6 protein-coding genes are annotated in these 11,710 nt (G+C 68.1%); 3 read left to right on the top strand and 3 right to left on the bottom strand.

Features of this window, described 5'->3' with window-relative positions:
- Positions 1 to 57: 57 nt before the first annotated feature.
- The gene (locus tag WME79_RS18525; RefSeq protein WP_437537510.1) at positions 58 to 2,475 is read right to left on the bottom strand and encodes a type VI secretion system Vgr family protein; all 2,418 of its coding nucleotides are present in this window, start codon (positions 2,473 to 2,475) and stop codon (positions 58 to 60) included.
- A 507-nt stretch (positions 2,476 to 2,982) separates the two neighbouring features.
- Positions 2,983 to 3,342 carry a hypothetical protein gene (locus tag WME79_RS18520; protein WP_437537507.1) on the bottom strand — a complete coding sequence of 120 codons (360 nt, stop codon included), beginning with the start codon at positions 3,340 to 3,342 and terminating at the stop codon, positions 2,983 to 2,985.
- A gap of 331 nt (positions 3,343 to 3,673) precedes the next feature.
- On the opposite strand from WME79_RS18520, the gene WME79_RS18515 reads away from it, so the two are divergent.
- The gene (locus WME79_RS18515; protein ID WP_437537505.1) at positions 3,674 to 5,194 is read left to right on the top strand and encodes a hypothetical protein; all 1,521 of its coding nucleotides are present in this window, start codon (positions 3,674 to 3,676) and stop codon (positions 5,192 to 5,194) included.
- An 84-nt stretch (positions 5,195 to 5,278) separates the two neighbouring features.
- Here the strand turns inward: WME79_RS18515 and WME79_RS18510 are convergent, their stop codons facing one another.
- Positions 5,279 to 6,157, bottom strand: a complete 879-nt coding sequence (locus WME79_RS18510; RefSeq protein WP_437537502.1) for a hypothetical protein — start codon at positions 6,155 to 6,157, stop codon at positions 5,279 to 5,281.
- Between the two features lie 1,550 nt (positions 6,158 to 7,707).
- Between WME79_RS18510 and WME79_RS18505 the strand changes: the two genes are divergently transcribed.
- Both WME79_RS18505 and WME79_RS18500 read left to right on the top strand, forming a co-directional pair.
- The gene (locus tag WME79_RS18505) at positions 7,708 to 8,073 is read left to right on the top strand and encodes a hypothetical protein (protein ID WP_437537499.1); all 366 of its coding nucleotides are present in this window, start codon (positions 7,708 to 7,710) and stop codon (positions 8,071 to 8,073) included.
- A 751-nt stretch (positions 8,074 to 8,824) separates the two neighbouring features.
- On the top strand, positions 8,825 to 11,677 hold the full coding sequence (locus WME79_RS18500) for a DUF2169 domain-containing protein (protein ID WP_437537496.1): 2,853 nt from the start codon (positions 8,825 to 8,827) through the stop codon (positions 11,675 to 11,677).
- Positions 11,678 to 11,710: the final 33 nt, after the last annotated feature.

Raw genomic sequence — 11,710 nt, 5'->3', positions numbered from 1 at the left:
CGGTGGGGCGTACGGCTCGGCGGCAAGAGCGAGCGCGTCGCACACGCGATGGACGGATCACTTGAGGATGTGCAACTGTGAGTGCCTCAGGTCGAGGTAGCACTTCATTCTGTGTATCTCGACACCGACATTGATACCCTTCGCCTTCAGCTTCGATACACTGATCTCCTTCACCTCATTGGGGGCTTTCTTGAATGCCAGCCCATCGATCCTCTCGTACTTTGTCCCTTTAATCCTCTCGACCCGCCTCCCAATCTCCGTTTTATATAGACCATTCACCACGCTGGTGGCATTACCTGTGACAGTGCTCTTCCTCCACGCATTCACCGTAGAGGTAACTCCGCCGTTGAACGTACTGGTGGTCCTGCCTGTGATCTGCGTGACGCTCCCCCCCTTGTGAATGGTGGTCGTTCTCCCTGCGTACAAGTCGGTCGTGGCGCGACCACGGATCTCCGTTGCCCTCGTACCCTGAACGGTCGTCTTGCTATTGCCTCGAATCGTCGTTTCGTTGTCTCCAATGACCGTCGTCTCGCGATCATCGCGAAAGATGCCGGTGTCCTTGCCTTGGATGGTAGTGGTGCGGGTCTTGTCTACGTACAATCGGCTATGGCCATCGATCTCGACATTGCGATTGGCCTTGAGCGTGGTCTTGTCGTCGCCATTGACGGTCGTGGTCCGCTTCCCCTTGATGAGGGTCTCTCGGTACCCGCGCACGGTCGTCTTGTCGTAACCAAAGATGTTTGTCCTGCGCCAGCCCCCGACCACGCTGTCTGAGTATCCACCGACGACGCTGCATGAGTAGAGCCCGGTCACAGACAGACCGAAGCCTAACACCACATTCTGGGAGAACCCCCCGGTGACCGTCGTTCGGTTGAGGCCCACGATGTTCTCGGCGGAGAGCCCGACGAACGCGAACGCGTTACCCCACGTCTTCGACTCGAGCGTCGCTCCAAAGTTGGGCGCCCCCATCCGGATGTAGGTGTTCGAATGGGGCGTCGACAGCGTGATCCGCTCTTGCCCCGCCTGGTCTTCCAGCTCGAGGCGATTGCGCCCGCCCGTCTGGATCACGTTCCGCGTGCTGTTTCCCGCCGTGACGGGGCTCGGCGTCAGCGCGTTGGGCGCGACCCCGACGATGGCCGGCCTGTCGGGATCGCCTCCCGCGAAGGCGCACATGACCTCGACGCCAGCTCGGAGCGGGAAATGGAAGCCCTCGATGCCACCGCCATGGGGCTGAAGCATCCGAACCCAGGTCGACGCCTTCCCCCCGCTCAGGTCGCTCTCGTCGAAGTGGAACTTGACCCGGTAGCGACCATGGCTGTCGATCTGGGCGTAGTCGCTGACCGCCGCTCCATCGACGATCGCGGTCTCGGTACCGTAGATGCGCGGCCACTCGGTGACCTGCGGCGCGCGGAACTGCACCGTCGCGGCGATGGCCCTGGCCTCGATGCGGTAGTTCTCCTCCCACGGCGCGAGCTCCCGGAGCTCGGGGACGCCCGAGGCCTGGCTCGCCCAGTGCTCGATCTCGGTCGTCAAATACTTCGTGTTGAACGCGGCCCGAGGATGATCGTCGAGCTCGAACGTGAACCCGGGGATCAGCGTCCCCGCCGCGCCCATCGCCTGGTAGACGACGCCGCCGGCGGAGAGGCTCTCCGCCTTGATCCGCGCCAGCCGCGCCCCTTCGCCCGGCGAGAAGAACCGCGCGCCGTACAGGCTGACCTCGCCGAAGCCATTGGCGCAAACGGACGCCTGCCCGGCGACCGCCACGGCCGGATTGGTGTAGTCATAGTCCTTGAGGCGGACCGAGCCGGGCGTGGCGCCATGCCGGCACGTGAAGGCGCGGAAGGCGTCTCTCGCCGTGGTGACGCCGCCGCTTTGCGGGTAATAACGGACCGGCTTGTCACCATGGGGCTGATGGACCGACCGATCGTCGACCAGCACCAGCGTCTCGCCGCCCTCCCCGTGCTCGAAGTAATAGTAGATGCCTTCGCGCTCCATCCACCGGGCGATGAAGTCATAGTCGCTCTCGCGGTACTGGCAGACGTGCTCCTCGGCGCCGTAGGCGCCCCGCAGCTGGAACGCGCAGTCCGTGACGCCGCCCTTTTGCAGGACGTCTTGAATGATCGTCGGGATCGTCTGCCCGCTGAAGACACGGCTGTGAAGCGACAAGGTGAGCAGAGCGAGGCGCGGAACCATGACGGCCCGGAAGACGCACCTACCGGCAAGATCATTGACCAGCTCGATGCTTTCAAGCACGCCGGTTCGGAGGAACCGCGCGCCGCCGTCGCTCCGGTCGAGGGAGAGGGTCACCGGCTTGCCCACGGCGGCGGCCATATCCAGATCATGGCCGACGTCATTGGTCATCGTCAGGTAGAGCTCGAAGCGATAGAGCTTCGAGATGCCCTCGGTGCCATGAAAAGCTACGAGTTTGGTGGAAGAGGGCAAGGCGCTCGAGTGAACGACAAACATATCGGACATGAGGGAACCTCACGGGTGAGTAGGAGCGGCCGGCACAAAAAAAAATGGTGTACGGCTTGGCCCGCTCGCTCGCGCCTGGTGAATGCTCGGGTGACGGGCCGTCCTTCACCAAATCGTAGGCGGTCATCTCTTTTTCGAAGGAAGCCTCCTGACACGCTGGCGATCTCGAGTGCCTCAGGCCGGAGCTCGCGGAGCTCCTCGAGCTACGTGGCGGGAGCCCGCGCGGCAGGGTCGGAGGTGACGCGCGCGGCGCCAGCAGGAGCGCCAGCAGCGCGGCGACGCGTTCGCCGGCCGCCTCGTGCGGCTAGAACACCGGTTACGTTGAAACCCGGAGAATTTTCACAGGGAGGCGGGGAGGCGGGGAGGAAGAAAAAAATAATGAATTTCTCCCTCTTGCCGTCTCTTGCTCCCCGCCTCCCCGCCTCCCTGTGAAATTCCTGCTTCTTCTTGTGGTTTCAACCCGTTTGTCGCTCTAGCTGGGATCGATCAGGAGGCCCCCCACGCTCGTCACCATCTCGCGTAGACGGGACTCGAATCGGTATAGCAGCCGTCGCCGTGATTGTAGCAGGCCGCAACCCAGTTCTGGCAGGCCCAGAGGGCATCGGATCGCGTATGGCCCCACCAGATCGTGACACGGCCGACTTCCTTCCAATACCCCCACCACTGCTTGCAAACCCACGTAGATTCAAGCGCTTGTTGCGCCGCTCCAACCGCCTCCGCCGCGTCGGGGTCGATCGCGTCCGCTGACTCGGACTGGGGCGCCTGTGCGTCATCGCCTTCGAGGGGAACCTCACCGACGCAGCCGCCGAGCACGGCTGCGGCGCCGAGGAGCGTGAACGGGAGGACCACGTTGCTGAACAAGCTCATCTTTATATTCTCCTGGGAGTTTTTTGTTGGAGGGGACCGCTCGCATCCCGGTCTCCCTCGCGTCTGGTGGATGCTCCGGTGGCGGGCTGCCCTTCACCAAATCGTCCGCGGCCGTCTCTTCATCGCCGGTCCCCCTCGCTCGCCGCCCGATGCACCGCTCGATCCGGCACCGGCCGGCGAAGATGGCTCCGAGAGGGAGGTTCAATGACACCTGTGTTACTTTTCTCAGCGTGCGTCGGCGTGGTGAGCCCGTGACGATGCGTAAAATTGCGCTGCCCAGGGCTTGACCTCGCGGCCGACCCTCCGGCAGACTCCCGCGCCTCGAGCACCTATGCCGCACAAATTCTGTGTCGCCACGCCGTTCGCGCTGGCGTCCGCCTTGCTCCTCCAGGCCGGAGTCGTCCGTGCGTCGGGCGCGCTCGAGATCACCGGCGCTCCCACGAGCGCCAACGGGCTGAACGCACGGGCGCTCGCGCGGGGACCGGAAGCCGCGTTCTTCAACCCCGCGCTCCTGCCGTACGCGGCGGCGACGACGCAAGCGGGCTTCTTCGTGCTCGTCACGCACGGCGACATCACCCTCGCCCCACGCCCTCCGGGCGTCGATGTGCCCGAGTCGGTGTACGATGGCCAGATCCGGAATCCGGACGGCTCGACCTCTCGGCTCACCCACCGGCCCATGCCGGGGTCGAAGCTCCCGAGCCCGCGCGGCGATACGCGCGACCGGCAGACCAACACGTACGCGACCCTCGGGTTCGTGAGGCCGCTCTACGAGGACCGCCTCGTCCTGGGCTTCTACGCCCTCTTGCCCCTCAGGAGCTTCCAGGAGCAGCGGGCCTTCTTCGCCGACGAGCGCGCGCAGTACTTCTCGAATCGGCTGGAGTTCGAGCTGCTGGGAGATCGGTTGTCGGTCACCAGCCTGGCCGTGTCGGTGGCCGGCCGGATCACCCGCTGGCTATCCGTGGGGGCAGGCGTCGACGTCACGATCGGCACCAGCGCGCGGACCGCCGTTCACGTGCCCGACGCGAGCGACCAGCGGACCGCCCTCATCAACCCCGACGTGGAGGTCGAGAGCGTCTTCGCTCCTTACTTCGCCTTCGCGACCAGCCCAGCCCCCTGGCTGCGCCTCTCGGCCACGCTCCACCTCGCCTCGGCGTCGGACACCGACGGCGAGAACAGGATCCGCTTCTGGAACTACACCTATCCGGAGGGCGAGACCTCGGTCCCCCAGGCCTACCGCTTGACGCTCGGGCACCAGCCGACCCGCGTCGGCGTCGGGGCCTCGGTCATGGGCCCGCCAAGCGAGGACCGATGGGGCGAGCGCGCCGCTGGCTCGAAGAGCCCGGCGCTGCCCTCCTGGGAGATCGGCGGGCACGCGCTCCTGACGCGGTGGTCAGAGTACCGCGATCGGCACGCGGAGACCCCGCCCGACCCGTGGTCGAGCACGGTGTCCGTGGGGCTCGGCGGCGCGGTCGTGCTGGGGAGCCGCAGGCTCTCTGCCGACGTCGCCTTCACGCCGTCTCCCGTGCCGGACCAGACCGGCAGGACCAACTACGTTGACAACTCGCGCCTCGCGGTCAGCGCCTCGTTCGAGACGCCGGTGTCGCTCTTCGGCGCCGACTTCGGCGTGGGAGCGTTCCTGCACGGCCAGCTGCTCTTGCCACGGGAGGTGTCGAAGAGCCCGTCCGCCAGGAACCCCGTGATCGACGAGGTCCCCGACAACCTTGTCGACATCGTGAGCGGCGAGCCGCTCGACGGCGTGGAGGGGCTGCAGACGAACAACCCAGGTTATCCCGGCTTCTCCAGCGGCGGCTGGCTGGCCGGCGCCGGCTTCGTCCTGCGGCTGCCTGAGTGAGCAGCGCAGCGAAGCCGGCGTCCTCTCGATCGGAGGCCCGGAGGCGCTCGGTCACGCGGGGCGCCGCGACCGCCGGGAGGGGCTTTACTGGAAGAGCGTGTCGGCCCTCTCGTTGATCCAGGCGCAGTCCGCGTCGTCAGGGGTACGGACCATCACGAAGGTGCTGCTGCACTCCTCCGGATCGGGATACGTCCTCGAGGCGGCCATGGTCGCCTTGAGGCTCGAAGGATCCGTTTCGAGCACGCTCTGCTCCGACACGAAGCCGAGCCGACCCTCGATGCGATAGGTCGCGACCGCCACGCCGTCGAGCTCGGTCCGCGCCCGCTCGGCCACGTACACCGACCCGTCGATGAGCCCCTGGAGCTGAACTGTCATCCCCGGGTGTCCGTCCTCGTCCTGATCGACGACGCGAGCGTCCGCCGGATCCGTGGGCAGCTCGTCCTGCGCCGGGTCGTCGAGCGCCGCGCCGATCACCTCGTGGAGGGGCCCGAGCTTGTAGCGGAGCCCCCCTTCGCTCGCGGCAAACGTGCCCTCACGGGTCACCGGCGCGAGCGCCTCGCGGAAGCTGTCCGGGATGACGGCGTGCACGATCGCGTCCGGGTCCTCGGTGTAATGGTCGCAATACGTGCCCTGCAAGGAGATGGCGTCTCCATTCTGCTGCTGCGTGATGAGCATCACGCTGACGATGCGCGTCTGGAACGGCGGGAGACCCTGCGCCTGGGTGAGCTGCGACCCGATGGCGCGGTACGCCCACGTACCGGAGACATCGGTGACGTCCGGCGCCGCGGTCGGAGCGCAGCCCGGCGACTCCCCGCCGGCACCTCCCGTCCCCGCGGAGCCCGTGCTCGTCGTCGCGCCCGTCGTCGTCGCGCCCGTCGTTGTCGCGCCCGCATCGTCAGCAGGATCCGATCCGCACCCCAGGAGGGGCAAGGCAAGCAATCCAACGAACAGGTAGTACCTCATTCAAAGCTCCATGCATCGCCGGCCCACGAGTCGAGGCGGCCGTGAGGATGGCCGCCTTCGGTCGTCCATGGCCAGCTCGTCTGCGTTCGGACGACCGGCGCGGTTGTTAGCATGAGCGCGCGCGCTGGAGGTGCGCCGACGCGCCTGCTCCTCATTTTTTTCGTCGCATCCCGAAGCGCACGGTGAAGAGCAGCGCGAGGAGCGCTGCGTAGACCACAGGCCCCGTCGCGTCCTCTTCGCGCGGAGGAAGCCCCGAGCACCTTCACATGCCACCCCGCCAGGGAGCCGTGTTTCCGGCAGGGACCGCGCCAGAGCTTCGCACGCGACACCGACCTGCGCATCCAGCGACTCACCTTCGTCATGGGATCTTCGTTCTCTCGCTAAAGAGATGGCCTCCGACGATTTGGCGAAGGACGGCCCGCCATCGCAGCATTCAGAAGGCGCGAGAGACCGCAACGGCTGGGCCCCTGAGGACCGCGAGGCGGCTCATCGTAGATTCTCACAGAAGCACCACGGAGGCGCTCCGTGTGCCGATCACGCTGTCCGCCTCGGGCCGCGCAAACCTGGCGATCTCAGCGAGATTTCAGGCACGGAAGCCCTCGCTGCTCGAGCGGAGCCGAATGGCACAACTACTTCCCCCAATGAGCCCACTCAGCCCAGCAGGTTCCCTTGCACGCGCTTATCCATTCGTTGCAGGCCCACCTGGCATCATAATCATGATGGCCCCACCAGATGGTGACCCCGCCTTTTCGGCTGTCAGCACCTCCATAGAGGGTCATCTCAGTACGCCAGCACGACCATGTGCTATTGCTATAATCCGGAGCCGCTTGCTGTGCGGCTCCAACCTCCTCTGCCGCGTCGGGGTCGATCGCGTCCGCTGACTCGGGATCAACCGCCGGCGCCTCGGGCTGGGTCTCCTGCTCGCCATCGCCTTCGAGGGAAGCGTCGCCAACGCAGCCACCGAGCACGGCTGCGGCGCCGAGGAGCGTCAACGGGAGGACCCTCTTGCTGAACAAGCTCATTTTCAATCTCCTCAGAAATTCCTACTGGAGGGGCCGTTCGCATCCCTCTCTCTCGGGTGCTGGATGCGCCGGTGGCGCGCAATCCTTCACCCAATCGTGTGCGGCCGCCTCTTTTTCGAACGAAGCCTCCTGTAGCGCCGGCAAGCTCGCTCTCCGCAAGCCGAAGCTCGCGGTGACCCTCGATCCAGTTCCGCGCGTCGCGAATCCCGCCAGAAATCATGGCGAATTCGGCATCCTTCGGCTGTTTTGCCACCAAGGGCAGCTCCGGCGTGGCCCGACGGGCCCCCTCCGCCGCCGCGCCAGCCAATGTCCGGTGCCCGCGGCATGATGGGTCGGTATCGGCACCTCGCCCCGATCGGGTCACGAAGATCGGCCGGGAGGCCGTCGCCAGCGCGATAGGAGGCTTCTCTGGAAAAAGAGAGGGCCGCACACGATTGGGTGAAGGACGGCCCCCCACCGGAGCATCCAGTTCGGCAAGAGCGGGATGCGAATGGCCGCTCCAGGTAAAATTCTCAGGAGAGTAAAGAGATGAGTTTGTTCAGCAAGAGGGTCCTCCCGTTGACGCTCCTCGGTGCCGCAGCCGTGCTCGGTGGCTGCGTTGGCGACGCTTCCCTCGAAGGCGATGGCGAGCAGGCGACCCAGCCCGACGTGGCGGCGGCTGATCCCGAGTCGGCGGACGCGATCGACCCCGACGCGGCGGAGGCGGTTGGAACCACGCAGCAAGCGGCAAAAGCCAACTGGACGTGCAAGGTTCATGATGATGACTGGAATTCGGGGTGGGGTCCCAAAATCGCCGGTTATGTCACGATCTGGTGGGGCTATCAGCAAAGTGATGCCACATGGGCCTGCAACGCTTGGCGCTCGGCGTGCGGTGGGCAGTGCTGGGCAGAATAAGGCTGGTAGCCTGAAGATTCCGCCAATGTAGTTGTCGCCTTCGGTTCCGCTCGAGCAGCGAGCGCTTCCCTGCCTGGAATCTCGCTGAGGTCGCCAGGTTTGCGCGGCCCGAGGCGGACAGCACCCACCGGTGGAGGCGGCCATCACGCTCCGCGGGTTCCGCTCCTGCGCTGGATCCGCGCGAGCAAGCGCGCCGCAGACGAGGCGCCGGTCGCCCTGTGGTGGAGAGGTCGCCGCGACACCACGAGAGCGCTCCGCTCCTCACCGAGCGGCGGCGCGATGGCGCTCGCGCTCTGCGCGGCGGAGCCGGGCGCCGCGTTGGAGTGGCACCTCGCGTGCGTGCTCCAGCCAGGCGGGCGCTGGGCCGCGATCACCCCTCGCCGGGACGGTATGAGAAGGGAAGATTCATACCTGAGCGACCACGGCGCTGGCCCGCTCGCGAGCGGGCAGATCGCGATCGTGCGCGGCCTCCCCATCACCGCCATCCCTGACAAGGAGGTGCTCGTGTCGGCGGACGCGGGTCGATCGTGGACGTCCATCGAGGTCCCCGCCCGCGCGAAGGCGGCGCTCCTGCGCGCGGACGACGCCCCGCTGGACGACCCCAGGCGGTACGCCATCAACGAGATCGGCCTGAAGCTCGGCGGGTTCCTCCGCATCGGCTGGGAGCCGGCGGGCGCGCCTCCTGCGCCGGCCGAGCTCGACGCCGAGCCCGCGCCGCTCGCGGGGCCGCTGCTCGAGCGCCGGCAAAAGCATGAGCGACGCCGCGCCGCCGGCCGCGACGTGGACGCTGCGCTGGCTCGATCTCACGGCGGCGCACGGTCGGATCCGGACGTGGACCGGCCCCGCGCCGAAGGACACGCTCGGCCCCGCGAGGCTCGCGTTCATGGCGGCGCGCGGCGATCGAGCCGTCTTCGTGGTGGAGACGTCCGGCCGCAAGTTCGGCATCCGGACAAAGCCGGGCGGCGTGGACATCGAGTGGATGACGGTCAGGGCGCCTGACACGTCCGACGCGCAGGTCGTGTTCAGCGAGGATCCTGGCGGGCCTGTCGCATGGCTGAGCGGCGTCTCGATCATGGCGTGGTTCGCCGGCGAGCGGTCGCGCGAGATCGCGTCGCTGGCGACCGTCGCGTCGAACGCGCGGCGCGCGCTCGGGCAGCCTACGGGCGCCGGTGTTCCGCTGCTGGTCAGCTTCGCCGGCCTCACGCTCTCGCGCACGGTGCCGTTCCCTCCGCCCAAGGATGCCCGTGGGCTCAGCAAGGCCCCTGAGCCGCTGCCGGTCGACGGCTGGGAGCGCGCCGTGGATCTCCACCGCGCGGCTCGTTCTGAGCCACGGCGGATCCACGCTCCCGGTCCGACGACATCGCTTCAAAGAAGCGCCAGCGCTGCAGTCACACATAGATCGCGAGATTGCCGCGCGCTCTTAACACAACAGGGGGTACTCACCTGTGAGGCGATTCATGGTGCCGAGGCGAGCCATGGCCGGGAGCGGTTGTCGGAGAGCACGATCATGAGCGCGCTCCCGCGCGGCGCCGTGACGCCGCTGAAAGGCGCCGCGGCCGCCGCGATCGCCTGGCGCACACAAGGCCGGCACTACATCACCGTCATCGCCAAGGCGAGCTTCGCCTTTGCGATCGATGCGGTGATGTGGCGGACCGATCCGCAGGAGATCCTCGGCGCCGAGGTCCACCATGGCAAAAACCCGGCGCGGAGCGTCCGCTGGAGCGGGGACCTCGCGCCCTACCTCGGTCGCGCCGATGTCGTCTTCACCGGAGACGCGCATGCGCCACGCGGCACCGAGGTCCAGTCCTTGCCGGTGCGGCTCGCGGTCTACAGCGCGGGTGGCTGGGTGCTCGACAAGCGCCTCCTCGTCCGCGACAAGGGGCCCTTCCGGCAGATACCCCTCGTGTACGAGAGGGCGGTTTGCGGCGCGAACGGGTGGGAGAATCCGTTCGATGGGGAGCCGATGGACGGCCCGGCCAACATCCTCGACCTCCAGGATCCCGCACGCCTCGCTGGCTTCGCGCCGCTCGCGCGCACCTCGCCGGTGCGCCGCCGGCTGCTCGGCAGCACGCCTCGCAAGGCGCTCGAGGGGCCGAACGCCGATATCCCTGCGGGCTTCGACTGGTCGTACTTCCAGGCGGCGCCCGCGGATCAGCGGATCGAATTCCTGCAAGGCGACGAGTGGATCGTGCTCGAGCACGTGAATCCGGCGGCTCCACGGCTTCAGATGCGCTTGCCCGGGGCGCGCGGGGTGGCGCGGATCCGGGGGCTCGCCGACTCCGCCCCGGCAGACGGCGAGCTGCTCGAGCTCAACGCCGACACGCTTCGCATCGACGGCGTCGAGCAGCGCTGCACGGTCGTGTGGCGCCGGGTCTTCCCCGTCTCCGGCGAGGACGCCCTCGCGGCCGTGCGGATCGTGGCCGGCGTCGAGATCGAAGGCGAGGAGATCGCATGGCCCGACGTGCGCCTCGAGGAGCAGGATCGCGCGCAGCCGGCGCATCCGCCTTCCCTCCGCCTGGGCTCCCAGGAGACCGCCCGGATGAAGGACGCGCCCGACGGTGCGGGTGAGGCGCGGCTCGCCCCGGAGCTCCCGATCAGCCTCTCCGCCGAGGACGTCGAGCTCGTCGATCCTCCGCTGTCCGCCGCGTCGCTCTTTCGAACGCTCGCGCTCGTGGAGCCGGACGAGCCGTCGATGCACGCGCCGGCGCTCCCCTTCGGGCCCGCAGCCCCTGCGCCGGCGGAGCAGGGCGAGCCTGGGCCGGTCGCCGCGCAAATCCCTGCCCTCTTCACCAGCACCACGCTCCTGTCGAGCGAGGACGAGGCGCGGATCACCGATCAGCCCGCGACGCCGTTTCCTGCCGCGCCGCCGCTTCCGCCGCGCGTCGCGCCCGAGCTGCCGATCCCTGGCGCGCCCTGGTCCGGCGAGCGCGCTCCGCGGGCGCCTTCCGCGCCCGCGGAGCCCCCGACCTCCGCGCCGACGGCGGCGGCGCCCGCGGGCTTCGAGGCTCCCCTCGACGCCACCGCGGTCCCGGGGCTCGCCTCGGAAGCGTCCGAGCAGCCGGCCGCGTCTCGCTTTTTCCCCGAGCTCCGACGCGAGGGCGGCGCGGTCCCGGGGCCGCTCCCGCCGCTCGGCGAGGGCGACGAGGTCAGCGTCGAGCGGTGCGCGATCATCGCGGCGGAGCTCGCGGAGCGGCCGGTCCCCCGGGCCGACGTGCTCCGCGCGCACGACCTCTCCGATGAGCGCTGGGAGCAGGCCGAGACGCGATGGCAAGAGGCGATGGCGGAGGAGGCCCAACGCCGCGAGCGACCGCTCCGCGATCGGTTCGATGCAGCCTATCTCGCCGCCTGGGAGGCCATCCGCGGCGTTGTGCGTCCGACCGATTATGCGCGGCTGGTCGTCGCGACCGAGCGCGACGGCGCGGCCGCGGCGCTCGATCCGCTCGCCATTCGACGCACCGTGTGGGCGCAGATGAAGCGGCTCTGGGCCAGGCGGCTCGCCGGCGATCCGCGCCTGAGAGCGCACGTCGAGGCCGAGATCGCAACGCTGCGCGGAGCGCCGCGGCAGCCCGCGGACAGCAATGCCACCGCGGCGCAGGCCGGTTGATCCGCGCGATGCGATGTCAGGTGTGCGGATCAC

The organism is Sorangium sp. So ce726, from assembly GCF_051521405.1.
Taxonomy (GTDB): domain Bacteria; phylum Myxococcota_A; class Polyangia; order Polyangiales; family Polyangiaceae; genus Sorangium.
This window is presented reverse-complemented; position numbering and strand designations above follow the sequence as displayed.

Coding starts and splice junctions, on each gene's coding strand:
- WME79_RS18520 (WP_437537507.1), bottom strand. CDS start 3,342: ATGAGCTTGTTCAGCAACGTGGTCCTCCCGTTCACGCTCCTCGGCGCC.
- WME79_RS18500 (WP_437537496.1), top strand. CDS start 8,825: ATGAGCGACGCCGCGCCGCCGGCCGCGACGTGGACGCTGCGCTGGCTC.
- WME79_RS18525 (WP_437537510.1), bottom strand. CDS start 2,475: ATGTCCGATATGTTTGTCGTTCACTCGAGCGCCTTGCCCTCTTCCACC.
- WME79_RS18510 (WP_437537502.1), bottom strand. CDS start 6,157: ATGAGGTACTACCTGTTCGTTGGATTGCTTGCCTTGCCCCTCCTGGGG.
- WME79_RS18505 (WP_437537499.1), top strand. CDS start 7,708: ATGAGTTTGTTCAGCAAGAGGGTCCTCCCGTTGACGCTCCTCGGTGCC.
- WME79_RS18515 (WP_437537505.1), top strand. CDS start 3,674: ATGCCGCACAAATTCTGTGTCGCCACGCCGTTCGCGCTGGCGTCCGCC.